General features: G+C 69.0%; 24 protein-coding genes. 8 read left to right on the top strand and 16 right to left on the bottom strand.

Features of this window, described 5'->3' with window-relative positions; genetic code table 11:
• Nucleotides 1–642: 642 nt before the first annotated feature.
• On the bottom strand, nucleotides 643–2442 hold the full coding sequence (lepA, locus tag P1J78_RS13440; protein WP_275567887.1) for a translation elongation factor 4: 1800 nt from the start codon (nucleotides 2440–2442) through the stop codon (nucleotides 643–645).
• A gap of 167 nt (nucleotides 2443–2609) precedes the next feature.
• Here lepA and P1J78_RS13445 point away from each other — a divergent pair, with 167 nt between their 5' ends.
• The 3 genes from P1J78_RS13445 to P1J78_RS13455 all read left to right on the top strand — a co-directional run bounded on the left by P1J78_RS13445 (nucleotide 2610) and on the right by P1J78_RS13455 (nucleotide 3448).
• Nucleotides 2610–2858, top strand: a complete 249-nt coding sequence (locus P1J78_RS13445) for a ParB N-terminal domain-containing protein (RefSeq protein WP_275567888.1) — start codon at nucleotides 2610–2612, stop codon at nucleotides 2856–2858.
• 145 nt (nucleotides 2859–3003) lie between these two features.
• Nucleotides 3004–3156, top strand: coding sequence for a glycine zipper domain-containing protein (locus P1J78_RS13450; RefSeq protein ID WP_275567889.1), 153 nt, complete (start codon nucleotides 3004–3006; stop codon nucleotides 3154–3156).
• 16 nt (nucleotides 3157–3172) lie between these two features.
• Nucleotides 3173–3448 (top strand): acylphosphatase, encoded by a 276-nt coding sequence (locus tag P1J78_RS13455; RefSeq protein WP_275567890.1) that lies wholly within the window; start codon nucleotides 3173–3175, stop codon nucleotides 3446–3448.
• Nucleotides 3449–4587: 1139 nt separating this feature from the next.
• On the opposite strand, the gene P1J78_RS13460 is transcribed toward P1J78_RS13455, so the two are convergent.
• A complete protein-coding gene (locus P1J78_RS13460; RefSeq protein ID WP_275567891.1) occupies nucleotides 4588–5211 on the bottom strand; it encodes a hypothetical protein in 624 nt (207 codons plus the stop codon).
• Nucleotides 5212–5404: 193 nt separating this feature from the next.
• Here P1J78_RS13460 and P1J78_RS13465 point away from each other — a divergent pair, with 193 nt between their 5' ends.
• Nucleotides 5405–5581: a CTP synthetase gene (locus P1J78_RS13465; RefSeq protein WP_275567892.1), complete on the top strand. Its 177-nt coding sequence runs from the start codon at nucleotides 5405–5407 to the stop codon at nucleotides 5579–5581.
• A gap of 82 nt (nucleotides 5582–5663) precedes the next feature.
• Entirely contained in the window at nucleotides 5664–6515 is an 852-nt protein-coding gene (locus P1J78_RS13470) for a fumarylacetoacetate hydrolase family protein (protein ID WP_275567893.1), read from the top strand.
• 311 nt (nucleotides 6516–6826) lie between these two features.
• Here the strand turns inward: P1J78_RS13470 and P1J78_RS13475 are convergent, their stop codons facing one another.
• On the bottom strand, nucleotides 6827–7591 hold the full coding sequence (locus P1J78_RS13475; protein WP_275567894.1) for an alpha/beta fold hydrolase: 765 nt from the start codon (nucleotides 7589–7591) through the stop codon (nucleotides 6827–6829).
• 87 nt (nucleotides 7592–7678) lie between these two features.
• On the opposite strand from P1J78_RS13475, the gene P1J78_RS13480 reads away from it, so the two are divergent.
• From P1J78_RS13480 to gst, 3 genes are all read left to right on the top strand, one after another.
• The gene (locus P1J78_RS13480; RefSeq protein WP_275567895.1) at nucleotides 7679–8053 is read left to right on the top strand and encodes a hypothetical protein; all 375 of its coding nucleotides are present in this window, start codon (nucleotides 7679–7681) and stop codon (nucleotides 8051–8053) included.
• Between the two features lie 264 nt (nucleotides 8054–8317).
• Nucleotides 8318–9769 carry an aldehyde dehydrogenase family protein gene (locus P1J78_RS13485; RefSeq protein WP_275567896.1) on the top strand — a complete coding sequence of 484 codons (1452 nt, stop codon included), beginning with the start codon at nucleotides 8318–8320 and terminating at the stop codon, nucleotides 9767–9769.
• Entirely contained in the window at nucleotides 9769–10467 is a 699-nt protein-coding gene (gene gst, locus P1J78_RS13490) for a glutathione transferase, Atu5508 family (RefSeq protein WP_275567897.1), read from the top strand. The genes P1J78_RS13485 and gst overlap by 1 nt, the downstream gene beginning before the upstream one ends.
• Before the next feature lie 75 nt (nucleotides 10468–10542).
• On the opposite strand, the gene P1J78_RS13495 is transcribed toward gst, so the two are convergent.
• The 13 genes from P1J78_RS13495 to P1J78_RS13555 all read right to left on the bottom strand — a co-directional run bounded on the left by P1J78_RS13495 (nucleotide 10543) and on the right by P1J78_RS13555 (nucleotide 18983).
• Nucleotides 10543–11352 carry a division plane positioning ATPase MipZ gene (locus P1J78_RS13495; protein ID WP_275567898.1) on the bottom strand — a complete coding sequence of 270 codons (810 nt, stop codon included), beginning with the start codon at nucleotides 11350–11352 and terminating at the stop codon, nucleotides 10543–10545.
• Nucleotides 11353–11509: 157 nt separating this feature from the next.
• Complete coding sequence (locus tag P1J78_RS13500) at nucleotides 11510–13168, bottom strand: hypothetical protein (RefSeq protein ID WP_275567899.1); 1659 nt, start codon at nucleotides 13166–13168, stop codon at nucleotides 11510–11512.
• A gap of 150 nt (nucleotides 13169–13318) precedes the next feature.
• Nucleotides 13319–13540 (bottom strand): 50S ribosomal protein L31, encoded by a 222-nt coding sequence (gene rpmE, locus P1J78_RS13505; protein WP_275567900.1) that lies wholly within the window; start codon nucleotides 13538–13540, stop codon nucleotides 13319–13321.
• The gene (gene rplS, locus P1J78_RS13510; RefSeq protein ID WP_275567901.1) at nucleotides 13537–13941 is read right to left on the bottom strand and encodes a 50S ribosomal protein L19; all 405 of its coding nucleotides are present in this window, start codon (nucleotides 13939–13941) and stop codon (nucleotides 13537–13539) included. Before rplS ends, rpmE begins: the two co-directional genes overlap by 4 nt.
• Before the next feature lie 277 nt (nucleotides 13942–14218).
• Nucleotides 14219–15040, bottom strand: a complete 822-nt coding sequence (trmD, locus tag P1J78_RS13515) for a tRNA (guanosine(37)-N1)-methyltransferase TrmD (protein ID WP_275567902.1) — start codon at nucleotides 15038–15040, stop codon at nucleotides 14219–14221.
• Between the two features lie 167 nt (nucleotides 15041–15207).
• Entirely contained in the window at nucleotides 15208–15372 is a 165-nt protein-coding gene (locus tag P1J78_RS13520) for a DUF1328 family protein (protein ID WP_275567903.1), read from the bottom strand.
• Nucleotides 15373–15489: 117 nt separating this feature from the next.
• The gene (gene rimM / locus P1J78_RS13525; RefSeq protein ID WP_275567904.1) at nucleotides 15490–16005 is read right to left on the bottom strand and encodes a ribosome maturation factor RimM; all 516 of its coding nucleotides are present in this window, start codon (nucleotides 16003–16005) and stop codon (nucleotides 15490–15492) included.
• Nucleotides 16006–16177: 172 nt separating this feature from the next.
• A complete protein-coding gene (locus tag P1J78_RS13530; RefSeq protein ID WP_275567905.1) occupies nucleotides 16178–16594 on the bottom strand; it encodes an EVE domain-containing protein in 417 nt (138 codons plus the stop codon).
• 15 nt (nucleotides 16595–16609) lie between these two features.
• Nucleotides 16610–16981, bottom strand: coding sequence for a 30S ribosomal protein S16 (rpsP, locus tag P1J78_RS13535; protein WP_275567906.1), 372 nt, complete (start codon nucleotides 16979–16981; stop codon nucleotides 16610–16612).
• Between the two features lie 43 nt (nucleotides 16982–17024).
• On the bottom strand, nucleotides 17025–17324 hold the full coding sequence (locus P1J78_RS13540) for a chorismate mutase (protein WP_275567907.1): 300 nt from the start codon (nucleotides 17322–17324) through the stop codon (nucleotides 17025–17027).
• The gene (locus tag P1J78_RS13545) at nucleotides 17321–17899 is read right to left on the bottom strand and encodes a GNAT family N-acetyltransferase (protein ID WP_275567908.1); all 579 of its coding nucleotides are present in this window, start codon (nucleotides 17897–17899) and stop codon (nucleotides 17321–17323) included. Before P1J78_RS13545 ends, P1J78_RS13540 begins: the two co-directional genes overlap by 4 nt.
• Nucleotides 17896–18414: a GNAT family N-acetyltransferase gene (locus P1J78_RS13550; protein ID WP_275567909.1), complete on the bottom strand. Its 519-nt coding sequence runs from the start codon at nucleotides 18412–18414 to the stop codon at nucleotides 17896–17898. The genes P1J78_RS13545 and P1J78_RS13550 overlap by 4 nt, the downstream gene beginning before the upstream one ends.
• On the bottom strand, nucleotides 18411–18983 hold the full coding sequence (locus tag P1J78_RS13555) for a GNAT family N-acetyltransferase (protein WP_275567910.1): 573 nt from the start codon (nucleotides 18981–18983) through the stop codon (nucleotides 18411–18413). Before P1J78_RS13555 ends, P1J78_RS13550 begins: the two co-directional genes overlap by 4 nt.
• Between the last annotated feature and the right edge of the window lie 62 nt (nucleotides 18984–19045).

Raw genomic sequence — 19045 nt, forward strand, 5'->3', positions numbered from 1 at the left:
GCTGCCCCCAGTATCTGCCCCAGGGTCAGTGAATCAGTCCCTCGGCCGAATGGGAATCCCCAATCGATTCATGTCGGTGGGCAAACGCTCTAAAGAGCCACAAGAGAAAGGTGCGTAGCCGCGCCAAGCACAGAGGAGGGCAGACGAGCGCTCGGGCAGCGCGAGACGTCGAGTTTCGAGAGAGTTCGGCGTTCTATAATCCGAAAATCAGAAACTCGGATTTGGAAGAGGAGGCGGATGCGTTCGCTTATGCATTTCTCTGCCCCATACCATTTCTTGATGGGACACAAAGTATACCCAACATCTCCGCACAATACAGGGTGACTGATCAAACCGCCTATATGTCCGCGCTTCTATCCAAAGACTATCATCGGGCAAAGTTTATTCTGGGCGCTTCCAAAGGAGAAGAATAGGGTGTCTGATGTGCAGCTTTTGGTGATGGCTGGAATGATAGTCGCCGGGGCTGTGGTAGTCTTGGCTCTCCTTATGGGAAAACTGTTTCCGCTATGTGGAAGGCGAAATCCTTTGAAATCATATTAAAATTTGGGGATGGAGACAGATAGATTTGTCTGCGCCCACCGCGTGGGCACGCAATTCGCTTCGCGAACCGCTTTCGCCCACTCACCTTGAAAATGAACAGCTTCAGCTGTCCATTTTCAAGGCGTTAATAAACGCCTCCTGCGGGATATCAACCTTCCCGAACTGCCGCATCTTCTTCTTGCCGGCCTTCTGCTTCTCCAGAAGCTTCTTCTTCCGGGTGGCGTCGCCGCCGTAGCACTTGGCCGTCACGTCCTTGCGGAGCGCCGCCAGCGTCTCGCGGGCGATGACCTTGCCGCCGATGGCCGCCTGGATCGGGATCTTGAACATGTGACGGGGGATCAGGTCCTTCAGCTTCTCGACCATCGCCCGGCCGCGCATCTCCGCCCGGTCGCGGTGGACCATCATCGCCAGCGCGTCCACCGGCTCCTCGTTCACCAGGATCTGCATCTTGACCAGGTTGTCCTGCCGGTAGCCGGTCAGGTGGTAGTCGAAGGAGGCATAGCCCTTGGTGACCGATTTCAGCCGGTCGTAGAAGTCGAAGACCACCTCGTTCAGCGGCAGGTCGTAGACCACCATCGCCCGGCCGCCGACATAGGTCAGATCCTCCTGGATGCCGCGGCGGTCCTGGCAGAGCTTGAGCACGTCGCCCAGGAACTCGTCGGGCACCAGGATCGTGGCCTTGATGCGCGGCTCCTCGACATGGCTGACATCGGTCAGGTCGGGCATGTCGGCGGGGTTGTGCAGCTCGTCCATCGTCCCGTCCTTCATGTGGACGTGGTAGACGACCGAGGGGGCGGTGGTGATCAGGTCGATGTCGTATTCGCGTTCGAGCCGGTCGCGGACCACTTCGAGGTGCAGAAGCCCCAGGAAGCCGCAGCGGAAGCCGAAGCCGAGCGCGGCCGAGGTCTCCATCTCGTAGGTGAAGGAGGCGTCGTTGAGGGCGAGCTTCTCGATGGCCGTGCGCAGATCCTCGAAATCGGCGGCGTCGACCGGGAAGAGGCCGCAGAAGACCACCGGGACCGAGGGCTTGAAGCCGGGCAGCGCCTTGGCGCAGGGCTTCTTCACATGCGTTATGGTGTCGCCGACGCGGGTGTCGCGGACCTGCTTGATCGAGGCGGTGAAGACGCCGATCTCGCCGGGGCCGAGCTCGGCGATGTTGGTCATGCTGGGTTTCAGCACGGCGAGGCGGTCGAGCTTGTAGGCCGCGCCGGTCTTGAGCATCTTGATCTGGTCGCCCTTGCGGATCACGCCCTCCATCACGCGGATCAGGACGACGACGCCGAGATAGGGGTCGTACCACGAATCCACCAGCATCGCCTTGAGCGGCGCGTCGCGGTCGCCCTCGGGGGCCGGCAGGCGGTGGACGATGGCTTCCAGCACGTCGGGGATGCCGAGGCCGGTCTTGGCCGATATCTCGATGGCGTCGGAGGCGTCGATGCCGATGACGTCCTCGATCTGCTCCTTCACGCGCTCGGGCTCGGCCGCCGGCAGGTCGATCTTGTTGAGGACCGGCACGATCTCGTGATCGGCGTCGATCGCCTGGTAGACGTTGGCGAGCGTCTGCGCCTCGACCCCCTGGGTGGCGTCGACGACCAAGAGCGAGCCCTCGACGGCCTGCATCGAGCGGGAGACCTCGTAGGAGAAGTCGACATGGCCCGGCGTGTCGATGAGGTTGAGCACGTAGGTGTGGCCGTCCTTGGCCGGATAGTCGATCCGGACCGAGTTGGCCTTGATGGTGATGCCGCGTTCGCGTTCCAGGTCCATCGCGTCGAGGATCTGGTCGCGCATGTCGCGCTCGGCCACGGTGCCGGTCAGCTGGATCAGCCGGTCGGCGAGGGTGGATTTCCCGTGGTCGATATGGGCGACGATGGAGAAATTGCGGATGTAGCGAGGGTCGGTCATGACGCTGGCATATGCGGCTCTTTCAAGGCGCCGTCAATGGGGTCCGCGGGGGCGTCCGAGGTTGGACAGGGGGGTAAGTATTTGTTATTTATGATGGTAGCGGTAACTGTCCATGGACGAGCCCGCATTTCTGGCAATCCGGGGCAAAGCGGGGCAGACTGGCGGCCATGCTGGAGACACACACATTGCCCATCGAGCGCGTCCGCGTGCCGGTGAAGCGGCGCAAGACGCTGGACGCGGACAAGGTCCAGTCGCTGGCCGAGGACATGCTGGAACGCGGACAGACCACGCCGATCCGGGTGCGCGCGGACGGCGACGGCTATGTGCTGATTGAGGGGTTCCACCGACTGGAGGCGCTGCGGGCGCTGGGCGAGGCGACGGTGGAAGGCTACGTGGTGCGCGCGCGGTTGCATTGATGGGGGCTGGCACGGGGGCGATGGGTGAACCTGCGCCTGCGGGCGCAGGACCACCCATCCTACGGGCCGCCCCTCTGGGTGCAGCGGTCGGTGACGGCTTGAACCTGCGGTGTGCGGGGCCACCTGGGGGGCAGGAGGTGCCGCAATGAACATGGGTGTCGGAGTTGCGATCGGGATCGCCGTCGGTGTCGGGCTGGGCGTCGCGATGGACGACCTAGCCGCGGGGATCGCCATCGGCGTGGCCTCGGGCGTGGCGCTGGGCGTCGGGCTGCGGCAGCGGCGCGATCGCGGCGAGTGAACGGGTGGAGCGTGCGATGAGCGATATGTGCCGGAAGTTCCGGGTGACGGGCCGGGTGCAGGGCGTCTGGTTCCGTGCGTGGACACAGCGTACGGCCGAGGAGCTGGGCCTGCGCGGCTGGGTGCGCAACGAAGACGACGGGTCGGTCAGCGGCGTGGCGGCCGGGCCGGAGGACGCGGTGGCGCGGTTCCTGGAGGCGCTGAAGCACGGGCCGGAGCGGGCCGTGGTGGCCGAGGTGGAGACCGAGGCGAGTGGCGAGGATGCCGGGGACGGGTTCCGCGTGGCGCCTTAGGGAGCGGCGCGAGGGTGCTGGGCGCCTTCGGGCATGTCCGAGCCCTGTGAGGAGCCGCGCGAGGGCCGACGCGCGCGGGGGCGCTCCGGAGTTCGAGCGGCGCGCTTTATGGCTGCCAGGTCCGGGCGACCTCTGAACTCTGCGATAACGGCTACCACAGCGCCGCCGCTCGGGTGCGCGTCTCTCGGGCATTGCAAATGCCCTGCCGACAGGCGATTGCAGAGCAATCGCCGAGAGGCGGCGCTTGCTCGGCGGCTTCGCCTTGTTCCGCGCTGGGCACCGTTCATAAGGGGTTATCGTATGTGCCCCACCGTTCAGTCACACGCCGACGCGCACGGGGTCGCATCGACGACGGGAACATGCAGGACAGTTTTCCGGTGTGGACGGGCGGAACCCCGGAGGCGCTGGGTGTCATTGGGGCGTCCGAGCAGCATGAGGAGCCGGGCAAGGGCCGACGCGCGCGGGGGCGCTCCGGAGTTCGAGCGGCGCACTTTATGGCTGCCAGGTTCGGGCGACCTCTGAACTCTGCGATAACGTTTACCACAGCGCCGCCGCTCGGGTGCGCGTCGGCGCTTGCGCGGCGGCTTCGCCTTGTTCCGCGCTGGGCATCGTTCATAAGGGGCTATCGTATTTGCCCCACCGTTCAGTCACCGGCCGACGCGCACGGGTCGCATCGACGAAGGGAACATGCAGGGCAGTTATTTGGCGCGAACGGGCGGAGCCCCGGAAGCGCGGGGCCCCTTTGGGCATTTCCAAGCAGTGTAAGGAGCCGTGCAAGGGCCGACGCGCGCGGCGGCGCTCCGACTTCCGAGCGGCGCACTTTATGGCTGCCAAACGCGGGCGACCTCCGAGCTCTGCGATAACGTCGACCACAGCGCCGCCGCACCGGGGCGCGTCTCTCGGGCATTGCCAATGCCCTGCCTCTCGGCGATTGCAGAGCAATCGCCGAGAGGCGGCGCTTGCGCGGCGGCTTCGCCTTGTTCCGCGCTGGGTACAGATCGAATGGTGGGGTGGGCAGGGCAGCGCCGCCGCCCATAATAGTGTAATCGCCGAGAGGCGGCGCACGCGGCGGCTTCGCCATGTCCCGCGCGGGCCACCGTTCGAGCGCTCGCGTAGGCCGGGCAACACCGCCCCCGGCCTCACTCCTTCCGGGCGCGGTTCTTCGACGACGAGTTCTTGGTCTGGCCCGCGCCGTTGCCGAAGGGATCCTCGGAGAACGGGTCCTCGCTGACCGGCGGCGAGACGGACGGGGCGCGGCGGTTCATCTCCTGCTGGCACACCTCCACCTCGTTCCAGGCGCGCATCGAGCCGGTGAGCTTGAGCTTGTCGATCTCGCTTCCGTTGTAGGAGATCGACATGTTCAGCGCCTCCTGGAATTCGGAGATGAACTCCATCTTGTTCGACTGGGCGTGCAGATAGACCGTCTCTCCGGGGTTGAACTGCAGCCCCGTGGCCGAGACGTCCCAGACCGGACGGTTGCCGAACTGGATCTGGATGTCGTATTTCGCCTCGGGCTGCAGCGAGGCCCATTTCGGATTGCCGATCAGGAAGTAGAAGTTGTCCCGCTCGGGGTTGCGGCCGATGCGCAGCACGGTGCCGCCGTTCCAGCTCGCGATGGCGTAGCAGCCGTTGCCGACCGTCGGGTCGATGTTGATGTCCCAGTCGCCGACGGCCTTCCAGAAATCGTTGTCCCCTTGCGCGGCCGCCGGGGCTGCCGTGGCGAGAGACAGGCCCAGGACGAGGGCAATGGATGTGATGCGCATCTGTGCCTCCAGGAAAATCGATTGGTGCAAGTTTTGCATGGGGCCTGCGGATCAGGCAAGCGCGGGCTGTCCGAAATCTTCGTATCCATGCGTCGTGTTGACCTGTCGCAAGGTTCACATCTTTTTTCGTGCATATGGGTCGCGACAGGTATTCGACCGGTATTCGAACGGTATACGAACGGAGGGACGAGAAATGCTGCGCCTGGCCATGACATTGTTTTCGGTGATCGCCACGACCCTGATGGGCAGTTTCGTGGTCGTCGCGCTGGTTGCCGGCTACGACACGCTGGTGCCGATCCTGGTGGCCGCCGGCGCCGGGTTCGTCGCGGCCGTCCCCGTGGCGTGGCTGGTGGCGCGGCAGCTGGCGTGAGCCGTGCGTTGCCGGTTTCCGGCCGGGGCGATCCGCGCTAGGAGAGGGCACCGGATCGTCGGGGCAGCGGAAGGAAGCGCGCATGAAACTGATCAGCTATGTCCATCTGGGAGAGGCGCGCTTCGGCGCCGCGGTCGAGGGCGGGATCGTGGACCTGACGGGCCTTGGCGGGGTGGAGACCCTGCGCGAGGCCATCGCCGCCGACATGGCCGAGGAGATCGCCGACTACCTGGAGGGCCGGGCGGCGGAGCTGTCCTTTTCCAACGTCACCTTCCTGCCGGTGATCCCGGACCCGGCCAAGGTGCTGTGCATCGGCGTGAACTATGCCGAGCACAAGGCCGAGACCGGGCGGCCGGACGTGGAGCATCCCACCGTCTTCACGCGCTTCGCCGACACGCTCCTGGGCCATCGCCAGCCGCTGGTGAAGCCGCATTTCTCCAACCGGTTCGACCTGGAGGGGGAACTCGCCGTGATCGTCGGGCGCGGCGGGCGGAACATCCCCGAGGACCGCGCGCTGGAGCATGTGGCGGGCTATGCCTGTTTCAACGACGGCTCGGTGCGCGACTGGCAGCGGCATACGGGGCAGTTCACCCCGGGCAAGAACTTCCCGGCTTCGGGCGGGTTCGGGCCGTGGATGCTGACCGCCGACGAGGTGGAGGATTACAGGACGCTGCCGATCACCAGCCGGCTGAACGGCAAGGTGATGCAGGAGGCGACCCTGGCCGACCTGATCTTCCCGCTGGAGCGGCTGATCGCCTATTGCTCGACCTTCACCGCGCTGGCGCCGGGCGACGTGATCGCCACCGGCACGCCGGGCGGCGTGGGCGACAAGCGGGTGCCGCCGGTCTATATGGGGCCGGGCGATCTGGCCGAGGTGGATCTGGGGCCGGTGGGCACGCTGGTGAACCCGGTGATCGGGGAGGACGATCTGTAGGAGGGGCGGGCGGTGGAGCGCTTCTGGGTACGTCCGAGCAGAGTGAGGAGCCGCGCAAGGGCCGACGCGCGCGGTGGCGCTCCGGTGTCCGAGCGGCGCGCTTTATCGTTGCCAAATCCGGGCGACCTCGGAGCTCTGCGATAACGGCTACCATAGCGCCGCCGCACCGGGGCGTGTCTCTCGGGCATTTCGCGGGCGAAATGCCCTGCCGACAGGCGATTGCAGGGCAATCGCCGAGAGGCGGCGCTTGCGCGGCGGCCTATCGGCCTTGTTCCGCGCTGGGGAACGGGGGGGCACCTTACGCCCCCACCTTACGCCTCTGCGTCCAGCCAGCTGCGCATCGCCGCCTCGAATTCGCGCGGCTTTTCGGCGTGGAGCCAGTGGCCGGCGCCGGGGATCTTCGCGAAGCGCGCGTTGGGGAAGTAGCCCTTGATCCGGTCGCGGTGCTCGGGGCCGACATAGTCGCTCTCGGCGCCGGAGAGGAACAGCGTCGGCGTGTCGGCCTGGCCGGAGATCTCGGGCCAGCCGGTAATGTGGTCCATCTCGGCGTCCAGCGCGTCGAGGTTGAAGCGCCAGCATTTCTCCTTGGGGTCGAGCGACTGCAGCAGGAAGGCGCGGACGCCGCGGTCGTCGATGGTCTCGGCCAGCTGCGCCTCGGCATCCGAGCGGCTGTCGATGGAGGACAGGTCGACGGCGCGCATCGCCTCGATCAGGGGACGCTGGCTGTGGCCGTAGGCGACGGGGGCGATGTCGGCGACGGTCAGGCGGCGAACCGTCTCGGGATGCTCCAGCGCCAGCACCATCGCCGCCTTGCCGCCCATCGAGTGCCCCAACACGTCGGCCTGCCCGCCATGGGCCGCGATCACCTCGGCCAGGTCGGCGGCGAGGTCGGGGTATCGGTGGCTGTCGTGCCACGGGCTGTCGCCGTGGTTGCGCATGTCCACGGTCAGCACCTGCCGCGTGTCCGACAGCCGTTTCGCGATGACGCCCCAGTTGCGGGCCGAGCCGAACAGGCCGTGCGCGATCAGGAGCGGCGGGTGTTGCGTCTGTGCGCCAGTGACGAGGGTATTGAGCATGCGGGCTGCTTAGCGCGCCCGGCCGGGGCTGGAAAGGGGCGGCGCGGCCGGTAGTCTGGGCGAAGCTGCTATTGGGGGATAGTGCAGATGATGACGGCCGAGAGGCTGGAGGCGCGGGCGGCGTCTCTGGCGGCATTGATCGAGAAGAAGCTGCGGGTGAAGGGCGACGGGCTGGAGGCCAAGCTGCGCCGCGGCCGGCGGCGGATGCCGGCGAAGGTGCGGCGCGAGGCCGAACGGCTGGTCGAGGCGCAGCGGTTCGCCGACCATCCGAAGCTGCGCATGCAGGTCGATGCGGGGGCGCTGGAGGCCTCCTATGCCCGCTGCGCCCGGTGGCTGAAGGGCGTCGACCTGAAGAAGCGGCGGCGCGAGGCGGCGCTGAACCTTCTGACGGTGAACGCCTTCAACCTGCTGGCGGTGGGCTCGGGCTTCGTGGCGTATCTGGTCTGGGCCGGGCACCTGTAGGGGAGGCGGTCTGTCCGTGACGCTCTGGGGCTGACGGGCCGCGCGCCGGCGCGGCGCCCCCGGCATTCCGTGGGCGGAGCGGATACCGGCCCGAGCCCGCCGCGCAGGCGCGACGACTGCCTGGGGGCTTTGCCCCGTCGCCATTGGCTCTTGAGCCGACGGGGCGCGCCCGATGCGTATTTGGAACGAGAAGAAGCAGGGGTCGTGCGCCCTTGTCCGGCCGGCGATTGGGTGGTCTATCCTTTCTCAAAAGGAGGATCGCCGATGACCGAGATGTCCGAGTTCTGGCAGAACCATATCGATGGAGCCTGGGTCGATGGCGGGGCCGGGCGGATCGCCGTCGAGGATCCGGCGACGGGCGACGTGCTGGCCGAGCAGGCGCTGGCCGATGCCGCCGACGTGGATCGCGCGGTGCGGGCCGCGCGGGCCTGTCACGACAGCGGGGCGCTGACCGACATGCGGCCGCTGGAGCGGGGGCGGCTGGTGCAGGCAATGGGGGCGTGGGTGACGGACCACGCCGAGGAGATCGCGGGGGTTCTGACGCGCGAACAGGGCAAGCCCCTGTGGGAGGCGCGGGCCGAGGTGTCGAACGCGGCGCGGTATTTCGAGTATTACGGCAACCAGGCCTCGACCGTGGAGGGGAAGTCGATCCCGCTGGGCGCGGGGTATCTCGATTTCACGTTGCTGGAGCCCTACGGCGTGTCGGCGCAGATCATCCCGTGGAACTTCCCGCTGGAGATCGCGGCGCGCTCGATCGCCTGCGGGATCGCGACGGGCAATGCCTGTGTCGTGAAGTCGTCCGAGATGACGCCCCTGTCGTCGTCGTTCTTCGCGCGGGCCGGCGAGGCGGTGGGGCTGCCCAAGGGCGCGCTGAACGTCCTGACCGGCTACGGGGCCGAGGCGGGGGCGGCGCTGGCGGCGCATGCGGGCGTGGACATGGTGGTGTTCACCGGGTCGGTGGCCACGGGGCGCAAGATCGGCGAGGCGGCGGCGCGCAACATCGTGCCGGCGGTGCTGGAGCTGGGTGGCAAGTCGGCGGCGGTGGTCTGCGAGGATGCCGATCTCGACGCCGTCGTCGCCTCGGTGCGCAAGGGTGTCTACGTGAACGCGGGGCAGATCTGTTCGGCGATGTCGCGGATCGTGGCGCATCCCTCCGTGCATGACGAGCTGGCGGAGCGGATCGTGGCGCTGGCCGGGTCGATCTCTGTCGGGCCGGGGATCGAGCGGGAGGTGCCGCTGGAGGGGATGGGGCCGGTGGTCTCGGACGCGCAATGCGAGCGGGCCGTCGGCATGGTCTCGCGCGCCGAGGCCGGGGGCGCCAGGGTAGCGACCGGCGGGCGGCGGCTGAACCGGCCGGGGCATTTCATGGAGCCGACGCTGATGGTGGACGTGGACCCGGCCTCCGAGATCGCGCAGGAGGAGGTGTTCGGGCCGGTCACCTGCCTGATGCCCTACCGGGACGAGGCCGATGCCATCCGGATCGCCAACGGCACGCCCTACGGGCTGGTGGCCGGAGTGTTCAGCCGCGACCTGGATCGCGCGGCGCGGACGGCAGGGCGGCTGCGCGCCGGCCAGGTCTTTGTCAACGAATGGTTCGCGGGCGGTGTCGAGACGCCGTTCGGGGGCTACGGTCAGTCGGGATACGGGCGCGAGAAGGGGCGCGAGGCGCTCTGGAACTACGTCCAGACCAAGAACGTGGCGATCAAGGTGACCTGATGACCGACTACACGCTGTATTACTGGCCTTTGCCGTTCCGCGGGGCGTTCATCCGGGCGGTTCTGGCCCATGCGGGCGCCGACTGGACCGAGGCGGGCGTGGACGAGACCGCGCGGGTGAAGGACCTGTCGGTCGATGCGCAGCCGGTGCCGGCGATGGCGCCGCCGGTGCTGACCGACCACGGCGCCGACGCGACGCTGGCGCAGATGGGGGCGATCCTGCTGTACCTGGGCGACAGGTTCGGGCTGATGCCGGGCGATGCGGTGCGCGACGCGCTGACGGCGAAGCTGGTGGCGGACGCCAACGACGTGCTGGACGAGATCACGCGCTATGGCGGGCGGATGATGTGGGACCGCGCGGACTGGGAGGCGTTTCGCCCGCGGCTGGCGCGCTGGATGGCGATCTTCGAGGAGACCGGCCAGCGACACGGGCTGACCGAAGAGGGCGGCACGATGCTGGGCACCGATGCGCCCGGGCTGGCGGACCTGGTGGCCTGCGTGCTGTGGGGGACGATGACCGACAAGCTGCCCGCGCTGCGGCCGATGCTGGACGCGCATGCGCCGGCGGTGGCGGCACTGAGCGACCGGTTGGGCGAGACGCCGGCGCTGGCCGAGTTGCGGGCGGCGACCGAGGCGGACTACGGCGATCTCTATTGCGGCGGACAGATCGAGCGGTCGATCCGCGCGATGCTGGCGTAGGGGCGGACGATTTCCAATCGTCCGGGGCGGATCGTTGGAAGCGATCCGGGCCGTTTTCTTTGAAAGAAAACGGGGTCAGAAGTCGATGGAGACGCCGGGCAGCTTCAGCTCGGTCATCAGGTCGCGCAGCTCCTGCCGGGCGGCGACCATCGAGATGTTGAACTGCTTCACCCCGATGTCGCGCAGGTCCAGCAGCGTCAGGCCGCGCGGGAACAGCTCGCGGAAGGTCACGCGCTCGGTGAAGCCGGGCGCGATGCGGAAGCCAAGCCGCCGGGCCAGCTTGTTGAGCGAGGCGATCATCAGCTCCTTGTTCACCATCCGCTGCGGGCCCACGCGGTTGCGCACGACGACCCAGTCGATCGGCGTCAGGCCGGCCTGGGCGCGCAGCTGCCGCGCGCTCCACACCATCTCGGAATAGACCGAGGGGCCGAGGATCTCGTGCGTCTCGCCGTCGGTCTGGGCGAGCAGGTCGAAGTCGAGAAACGAGTCGTTCAGCGGCGTGATCAGCGTGTCGGCCAGCGAATGCGCGACCTGGCTGAGCCGCGTATGCGAGCCGGGGCAGTCGATCAGGATGAAGTCGCAGATCGGCTCCAGCCCCGACACGGCCATCGACAGGCGGCGGTCATAGATGTTCTCGCCCGCCGCAAGCTCGCGCTTTTCCACGTCCGGCAGGTCGCGGAATTCCGGCACCGGCAGGTCGAGCGCGTGCTTCTGCATGTAGAGCAGCCGGTTTTCCAGGTAGCGTGTCAGGGTCTTCTGCCGCAGGTCGAGGTCGATCACCCCGACGCGATGCTTCAGCCGCGCCAGCGCCGTGGCCACGTGCATCGACACGGTGGATTTCCCCGCACCGCCCTTCTCGTTCCCCACGACGATGATATGCGCCATGGCCCCGTCCCTTTTCCCGGCCGCAAGAGGGTCCGTTTGCCCGTTTCGCGCCACTATATTTGGTGTCTCGCCCTTTTGGAAGCGCGGGTGATGCGGATTTCGCTTAAATGTTGCGGTTATGCGGTGCCCGACCCCCGCTTCTGGCGGGAGAGGCCGGTCACGGGCCGAAGGCGCCGGCCTTGCGGAATCCCTCCAGGATCATCTCCAGGTGCTCGGGCCGGGCATAGGGATAGGTCTCGCGGACATAGGCCTCGCCGAAATCGGGCTGTTCCCGGCGCAGCATGTCCAGCGCGTGGGCGGCCCGCTCGGTCACGTCGAAATAGCCGAAGGTCACCACGCAGCGCTGCAGCCCGCGGGCATAGCCGGGCGCGATGGCCAGCAGGCGTTCGGCGGCGTCAAGCGCAGCGTCGCGGTGGCCGATGAACATCTCGCAGGTGGTGATGTCGCCCAGCGCGGCGGCGCGGCCCTTGTGATTCGGGTTGAGGCGGAAGATCAGGTGGAGGTGTTCCAGCGCCGTTTCCGGCTCGCCCAGCCATTCCAGCGCGCAGCCCAGCGCGTGGCGGGCCAGCGCGGCCGAGGGGTTCAGGCGCACCGCCTCCTGGCTGTGAAACCGGCCGCTCGAGTATTCTTGGCGGCCGAAGATGCCCACGAGCCCGCTATAGGCGTGGGCCTCCCAGTTGTCGGGGTCGATGGCGAGGGCGCGGGAGGTGTGCTCCAGCGAGGTGTCGAAGGCGGCGGTCCGGTCCTCGACCCAGCCCAGCAGGCCGGCACGGAACTGGATACAGCCGATCCGGGCGTGGGCCGGCGCGAAATCCGGCGCCAGCTCCAGCGCCCGCTCCATCAGGCGGACCTGTTCCCAGTTGCTCTCGGGCGTGCCGTAGCCCTCGCCGCCGCGGCGGTCGACCTCGTCCGCCTGCGCCAGGAGCTGCCAGGGCCCGACCGACGAGGGGCGCGTGCGGGCGATACGCACCGCCTCGACGCGCGAGATCTGGGGTTCGAGCTGGGCCACGATGGCGCGGCTGACATCCTCCTGGAAGGCGAAGATGTCGTCGAGCGTGCCGGCGAACTGCCCCGACCAGCGCGAGCGGCCGGTCTCCGCCTCGGTCAGCCCCACGGTGATCTTCACCCGGTTGCCGAGGCAGCGGATCGTGCCGGTCACCGCATAGGCGGCGTCGACCTCGGCCGCGGTGGCCCGCAGGTCGGCCTCTTTCGCGGTCTTCCAGCCGATGGCCTCGGGGCCGATGACGGGAAACCAGCGCCAGTAGCTGAGCGTGGTGCGCAGGTCGTCGGCGAGGCCGGCGGCGATCATCCGGTCGCGGTCGTCCTCGGACAGCGTCTCGAAGGCGAAAAGCAGGACGGCGGGGCGCGAGAACAGCACGTCGGAGGGCGGCGCGGGCGCCTGCGGCGTGTCGGTCAGCGCGGCGCGGGTGTCGCGCAGCCAGTCCTCGAACCCCTCGGAGGCCAGGTCGAAGCCTTCGAGGAAGGTGGCGCCGGGGACGATGACGGCCTCCACGCAGGTCGGGTCCAGCCGGACGCAGTGGCGGTCGGTTTCGAGCACGCCATCGGGCAGCGCCTTGCGCAGCGTGGTCAGCTCCTGGCGGAGCGAGGCGCGGGCCTGCTCCTCGCCCCGGTCACTCCACAGAAGGTCGGCGAGATGGCCACGCTCGGCCCGCATGTCGGGGTGCTGCGACAGCACCGCCAGAAGCGCCTGGCCGCGGCGGGACAGGCCCGTGACGTCGCTGCCGGTGGCGTCGGTGGCCCGAAAGGCGCCGCTCAGATGCAGGGTCAGCCGGGGATGCGGGCGCGTGTCTGGCATGTCGGGCAATGGCGGCCATGAAACGGATCGTTCCAAGTATCGCATGTCGGAGGGCGAATTTCACGGGGAATCGCTGGGTTCGGACCCCCCGAAACGAAGAACGCCGCCCCCGAGGGAGCGGCGTTCCGGAAAAGCGGTGGGTCGAAGGGCTCAGAAGCCCAGGCCCTCGTATTTCTTCTTGAACCGCGATACGCGGCCGCCGGTGTCCATCAGGCGGGTGCCGCCGCCGGTCCAGGCCGGGTGCACCGACGGGTCGACGTCGAGCGAGATCGTGTCGCCCTCGTTGCCCCAGGTGGATTTCATCTGGACCACGGTGCCGTCGACCAGCTTTACGTCGACGATATGATAGTCGGGATGGGTGTCTTTTTTCATGTCGCGGATCCTTGCGCCGGCGTCTTGCCGTTGGTCTTCGGGCGATAGTTGGTCTGTTCGGCGATCCGGGCCGACTTGCCGCGGCGCGAGCGCAGGTAGTACAGCTTCGCGCGGCGCACCTTGCCGCGGCGGATGACGGTGATCTGTTCGATGTTGGTCGAGTAGAGCGGGAAGACACGCTCCACGCCCTCGCCGAAGGAGATCTTGCGCACCGTGAACGACCCGGCGATGCCGTCGCCGTTCTTGCGGCTGATGCAGACGCCTTCGTAGTTCTGCACGCGGGTGCGCGTGCCCTCGGTCACCTTGTAGCCGACGCGGACGGTGTCGCCGGCCTTGAAATCCGGAATGGTCTTGCCGAGCTCTGCGATCTGCTCGGCTTCCAGTTCAGCGATCAGGTCCATCTGATCCACTCCTATTCTGCCCCGGGTTTTCCCGCGGGTGTTGCTGCCGCCTCAGAGCTCCTGGTCTTCTGTCGGGTTCACCGCGGTGCCCGCCGGAGGTACAGGTCGTCGTTCCTTTGGTCTGCGATCCGCCGGTGCCGGAAAGGGCAGGGCGAAGAAACCCCTGATCCGGGACCATGGGCGGACAGCAAAAACACCTGACTCGGGCTGGCCCGGCAGGTGCGGCGCTTTTAGGGCAATAGGCGCCGGCTTGGCAAGAGGGGAACCGCCGGCGCGGTCAGTCCTCGTCCCGGCTTCGGTCATAGGCGGCCCAGAGGTCCGGCCGCCGCGCCCGCGTGATCGCTTCCGCCTGCGCCTGCCGCCACTTGGCGATCTCGCCGTGATGGCCCGACAGCAGGACGGGGGGGATGTCGTGGCCGCGCCAGGTGGCCGGGCGGGTGTAGTGCGGATGCTCCAGCAGGCCGGCCGAGAAGCTTTCCTCCTCGGTCGAGGCCTCGTTGCCCAGGATGTTGGGGCGCAGCCGCACGGTGGCGTCCAGCACCGCCTGCGCCGCGATTTCGCCGCCGGTCAGGACGAAGTCGCCCAGGCTGACTTCCTCGATCCCGTAATGGTCGATGACCCGCTGGTCGAGCCCCTCGAACCGGCCGCAGATCAGCGTGACGCCCTCGGTCCGCGACAGGCGTCGGGCCATGGCCTGGTCGAAGGGCCGGCCGCGCGGCGACAGATAGATCAGCGGCCAGCGGGCGCGGTCGTCGGGCCGCCCACGCATCGTGTGGTCGAGCGCTGCGCCCATCACGTCGGCGCGCAGCACCATGCCGGGGCCGCCGCCGGCGGGGGTGTCGTCGACGTTGCGGTGCCGGCCCTCGCCGAAGAGCCGCAGGTCGATCGGATCGAGCCGCCACAGCCCCTGGTCCAGCGCGCGGCCGGTGAGCGAGGCGCCGAGCACGCCGGGGAAGACCTGCGGAAACAGGGTGACGACCTTCGCCGTCCAGACGCCGTGCAGGTCCGGGCGGTCGGCCATCAGGTCGCGGGGCTGAAGGCTCGCGCCGATCGACAGGCGGCCGTGGGATTTCGAGGGGGAGTTCGGGGGCTGGCTCATGCGCGCTTGTTAGCTGAAAGCGCGGCGCGTGCCAGCCCCCGGGGCGCCCCTGGAGCATGTCGCGTTCAATTGTGGTCTCCGGCCGCGCCGAACGCATTCGCTTGCGCGAACGCTGCCGCGGGATGGCCGGAGATTGCGTGAATCGCATCGAACGCGACAAGCCCGTGTCAGGCGCCGATGGCGATCACGCCGAACAGCACCAGCAGGAACAGCACCAGCGCCACGACGATCAGGATCTTGGCGCCGGTCAGCGCCACCCCCGAAATCCGGCCGAAGCCCAGCACTGCCGCCACCGCCGCGATGGCGAGAAGTATGAGAATCCACTCGATCATTGATCCGTCCTTTCTGAACGACGCGCGGCGTGGGTGCCGCGCGTCTCGTCGGCGGATCAACGTCGGTGCACGACCGGGTGTTCCGCGCCATGGCCGAGCGCGGCGGCCGCGGGCCGGTCAGCCGTCCGGAAACAGCCCCTCCGGCGGGTCGGCGACGATGCGGCCCGAGGCGAGGTCGACGGTGGGCACCGCCTCCTGCGTGAAGGGCAGAAGGACCGGCTCGCCCAGCTCGGGCCCGGCCACTTCCAGCAGGTCGCCGGCGCCGTGGTTCAGCACCGCGCGGACCCGGCCCAGCACCGCGCCGCCGGTGTCGCGCACCTCCAGCCCGACGAGGTCGGCATGGTAGAACTCGTCCTCCGGCAGCTCGGGCAGCGCGTCGCGGTCGGCATAGAGCCGGATGCCGCGCAGCGCGTCGGCGTCCTCCTTGGTGGCGACGCCGTCGATGCGGGCGGCGAAGCCGGTCTTGATCGGCTGGGTCAGGGTCAGGGCGAAGCGCCGCGTGCCGTCCTCGGACCAGAGCGGGCCATAGTCGGCGACCGCCTCCGGCTCGGCGCAGAAGCTCTTGACGCGCACCTCGCCGTTCACCCCGAAAGCGCCCGCCAGCGCGCCGACGCAGACCCGGTCGGCGCTCATGACGCCGGCTCCGGGCGCGGCGGATTATTGGCAATAATCCGGGACGGAATTTTTGGAAAATTCCGGCAACGGGCGGGACGTGGTCGGGACGGACGGATCGGCTGCCGAACTTGCACGAAACCGGGAGTCGCCGCCGGACTCTTGCGGATTTGCACCTGGATCATGGTACGGATCATGCATCCACTCCCAGCGCGTCGGCGATCAGCCGGTAGTCCGACCCGGAGATTTCGAACTTTCCCTGCCGGAACGCCATGCCCCAGTGACGCGGGTTCTTGACGAAACTCAGGTGGTCGAGCAGCGGCCGCACCGGCGCCGCGGTCACCTCGTCGAAGGCCGCGTCGCGGCACCAGCCGGTCATCCCCGTGGCGAAGTCCCGCTCGCGCGGGGCGTCGCCGGTGACCCGGGCATGGGCCACGAAGGCCTGCACCGGGTCGCCGTCGAAGTCGGTTTTCGGCGCGTAGAACACCACGCGGTCGCCGGGCGCGAGCGACTTCACCGGTGCCGCGCGGCCGTGGCTGAAGGCGACGATGCCCGCCGCGCGGGCCATCGCCGCCTGTCTGCGGTGCACGACGCCGACGAAATACCGCATGGCGGACGGCGCGGATTACTCCGCGCTTTCCTCGGCCGGGGCGGCGGCTTCGGCGGCCTTGGCGGCGCGGGCGTCGGCGCGTTCCTGGGCCTTCTTGCCGGGCTTGGCCTTCTGCGGGTTGTTGCGCGTGGCCTTCTCGCGCACGCCGGCGGCTTCCAGCATCCGGGCGATCCGGTCGGTCGGCTGGGCGCCGTGGTCGAGCCAGTACTGCACCCGCTCCACGTCCATCTTGACGCGATGCTCGCTGTCCTTCGGCAGGAGCGGGTGGTAGGTGCCCAGCTTCTCGATGAAGCGGCCGTCGCGGGGCATCCGCGAGTCGGCGGCGACGATGGAGTAGTGCGGACGCTTGTTCGAGCCGCCGCGGGCCAGTCGGATCTTCATTGCCATGTCGTGGTCTCCTTTGAATGGCGTGGGTCGGGGCGCGCGGCCCCTACGATTGGTGTTTCCGGTGATGACGGATGACTTCCTCGATGATGAAGGCGAGGAATTTCTTGGCGAAGGCCGGGTCGAGCCCGGCCTCGCGCGACAGGGCCTCCAGCCGCGCGATCTGCTTGTCCTCGCGCGCCGGGTCCGAGGGCGGCAGGTCGTGCTCGGCCTTCAGCAGGCCGACCTCCTGGGTGTGCCGGAACCGCTCGGCCAGGGTATAGACGAGGATCGCGTCCAGCCGGTCGATGCTGGCGCGATGATCGGCCAGCAGATCGGCGGCGCGGGAAGAAGTGTCGGTGGTCACGGGGCGGAGCCTTTCGTCAGGTCGTAGCGGTAGATCCGGGTGGCGCCGTCGCCGGTGGCCTCGACGACCGCGTCGCGCGTGGCGCCCAGCCGCTCGGCCAGCCGGGCGGAGCGGTCGTTGTCGAGCGCGACGCAGCTGACCAGCGTGGTCATCTTCAGCGCGTCGCGGGCATGGGCGATGACGGCGCGGGCGGCCTCCTGCGCCAGCCCGCGGCCCTCGGCCGCCTCGGTGAACATGTAGCCCAGCTCGGGCTCCTCGTCGCCGGGCTCGAAGCCGATCAGGACGAAGCCGACGGGCGTGCCGCCCTCCGTCACCGTCCAGGCGCCGTGGCCGCGCAGCAGCCAGGTTCCGGTGAGCTGGATGAAGTCGGCCCAGGCCTCGCCCCGGCTCATCGGGCCGCCGATCCCGGCGCCGCGCGGGGAGCAGGCGATCTCGGCATGCAGTGCGAAATCCTCCAGCCGCGGGGCGCGCAGGGTCAGCCGGTCGGTGGTCAGCACCGGGATCCGGGCCTGCAGCGCGGCGGCCAGCGCCGAGGCGGGGCCGGGGCGCGGGATCTCGTGGGCGAGTGCGGTCATGGCCGCGCCTCCGGGGCGGGGTGGCGCCAGGCGACATGCGGGCCGATCGAGGCGGGCCAGGGCGCGTCGGGGTCGGCGACGGCCCCCATCCGGCGGGCCAGCGCCTGCGAGCGGGCGTTCGACGGCAGGATGTAGCTGACCGCGCCGGTCCAGCCGAGCGCGGCGAAGGCATGGGCCCGGCTCGCCATCGCGGCCTCGTAGGCGACGCCCTTGCCCTGCAGGTCGGGCGCGAAGATGTGCCAGGCGATCTCGGGCTCGGGGTAGTCGCCGGGGAAATGCGGGCCGACCAGGCCGAGCGGGCGGTCCGCGCCGGTGAAGCTGACGATGTAGCGGCCGTAGCCGCGCGTCTGCCAATGGGCCAGGACGACATCGCGGAAGCGGTGTTGCGCCTCGTCCCGGGTCAGCCGGCGGGCATGTTCGGCGCGGTAGTCCGAGGTGTAATAGGCGACGACCGGCGCCTCGTCCGCCGGGACGGGCGCGCGCAGGGTCAGCCGGTCGGTGGTCAGCGCCGTCATGCGTAGGCCTCCATCCCGCCTGCGGCGTCGCTGTCGGTCTCGGGGGCGCGGTGGCGGAAGACCAGCGTGTCGCCGTCGCCCGGCGGCAGCGCCGCGTCCGGGTCGGGAATGGCGCCCAGCCGTTCGGCGAGCGCCCGGGAGCGGGCGTTGTCCGGGGCGATGTAGCTGACCGCCGTGTCCCAGCCGAGCGGCCCGAAGGCGTGGGCCAGCACGGCGCGCGCCGCCTCGGCCATGTAGCCGTGGCCCTCGTGGGCGGCGTCCCAGACGCTCCAGGCGATCTCGCGTTCGGGCCAGTCGCCGGGGAACCACGGCCCGCAGCTGCCGATCGGCGCGCCGGTGTCGCGGCGGGTCACGACGAAGATGCCGCAGCCGCGCAGCGCCCAGTGGCCGGTGATCGACGCGAAGGCGCGCCAGGCGCGGCCCGGCGTCGTCTCGGGGCCGCCGCCGACGAAGCGGCCGCGGTCGCTGCACAGGAACGCCTCCCAGGCCGGGCAGTCCCGCGGCTCGGGCGCGCGCAGGATCAGGCGCTCGGTGTGGAGCGTCGGGATATGAACGGCCGTTCCGCTCACGGCGCCGCTGCGAAAAGGACGCGCTGCCGCGCGGCGCTGTTGCCGCCAGTGGCGAGGCGACG

This window comes from Psychromarinibacter sediminicola, assembly GCF_029168335.1.
Classification (GTDB): domain Bacteria; phylum Pseudomonadota; class Alphaproteobacteria; order Rhodobacterales; family Rhodobacteraceae; genus Psychromarinibacter; species Psychromarinibacter sediminicola.

Coding starts and splice junctions, on each gene's coding strand:
- lepA (WP_275567887.1), bottom strand. CDS start 2,442: ATGACCGACCCTCGCTACATCCGCAATTTCTCCATCGTCGCCCATATC.
- P1J78_RS13445 (WP_275567888.1), top strand. CDS start 2,610: ATGCTGGAGACACACACATTGCCCATCGAGCGCGTCCGCGTGCCGGTG.
- P1J78_RS13450 (WP_275567889.1), top strand. CDS start 3,004: ATGAACATGGGTGTCGGAGTTGCGATCGGGATCGCCGTCGGTGTCGGG.
- P1J78_RS13455 (WP_275567890.1), top strand. CDS start 3,173: ATGAGCGATATGTGCCGGAAGTTCCGGGTGACGGGCCGGGTGCAGGGC.
- P1J78_RS13460 (WP_275567891.1), bottom strand. CDS start 5,211: ATGCGCATCACATCCATTGCCCTCGTCCTGGGCCTGTCTCTCGCCACG.
- P1J78_RS13465 (WP_275567892.1), top strand. CDS start 5,405: ATGCTGCGCCTGGCCATGACATTGTTTTCGGTGATCGCCACGACCCTG.
- P1J78_RS13470 (WP_275567893.1), top strand. CDS start 5,664: ATGAAACTGATCAGCTATGTCCATCTGGGAGAGGCGCGCTTCGGCGCC.
- P1J78_RS13475 (WP_275567894.1), bottom strand. CDS start 7,591: ATGCTCAATACCCTCGTCACTGGCGCACAGACGCAACACCCGCCGCTC.
- P1J78_RS13480 (WP_275567895.1), top strand. CDS start 7,679: ATGATGACGGCCGAGAGGCTGGAGGCGCGGGCGGCGTCTCTGGCGGCA.
- P1J78_RS13485 (WP_275567896.1), top strand. CDS start 8,318: ATGACCGAGATGTCCGAGTTCTGGCAGAACCATATCGATGGAGCCTGG.
- gst (WP_275567897.1), top strand. CDS start 9,769: ATGACCGACTACACGCTGTATTACTGGCCTTTGCCGTTCCGCGGGGCG.
- P1J78_RS13495 (WP_275567898.1), bottom strand. CDS start 11,352: ATGGCGCATATCATCGTCGTGGGGAACGAGAAGGGCGGTGCGGGGAAA.
- P1J78_RS13500 (WP_275567899.1), bottom strand. CDS start 13,168: ATGCCAGACACGCGCCCGCATCCCCGGCTGACCCTGCATCTGAGCGGC.
- rpmE (WP_275567900.1), bottom strand. CDS start 13,540: ATGAAAAAAGACACCCATCCCGACTATCATATCGTCGACGTAAAGCTG.
- rplS (WP_275567901.1), bottom strand. CDS start 13,941: ATGGACCTGATCGCTGAACTGGAAGCCGAGCAGATCGCAGAGCTCGGC.
- trmD (WP_275567902.1), bottom strand. CDS start 15,040: ATGAGCCAGCCCCCGAACTCCCCCTCGAAATCCCACGGCCGCCTGTCG.
- P1J78_RS13520 (WP_275567903.1), bottom strand. CDS start 15,372: ATGATCGAGTGGATTCTCATACTTCTCGCCATCGCGGCGGTGGCGGCA.
- rimM (WP_275567904.1), bottom strand. CDS start 16,005: ATGAGCGCCGACCGGGTCTGCGTCGGCGCGCTGGCGGGCGCTTTCGGG.
- P1J78_RS13530 (WP_275567905.1), bottom strand. CDS start 16,594: ATGCGGTATTTCGTCGGCGTCGTGCACCGCAGACAGGCGGCGATGGCC.
- rpsP (WP_275567906.1), bottom strand. CDS start 16,981: ATGGCAATGAAGATCCGACTGGCCCGCGGCGGCTCGAACAAGCGTCCG.
- P1J78_RS13545 (WP_275567908.1), bottom strand. CDS start 17,899: ATGACCGCACTCGCCCACGAGATCCCGCGCCCCGGCCCCGCCTCGGCG.
- P1J78_RS13550 (WP_275567909.1), bottom strand. CDS start 18,414: ATGACGGCGCTGACCACCGACCGGCTGACCCTGCGCGCGCCCGTCCCG.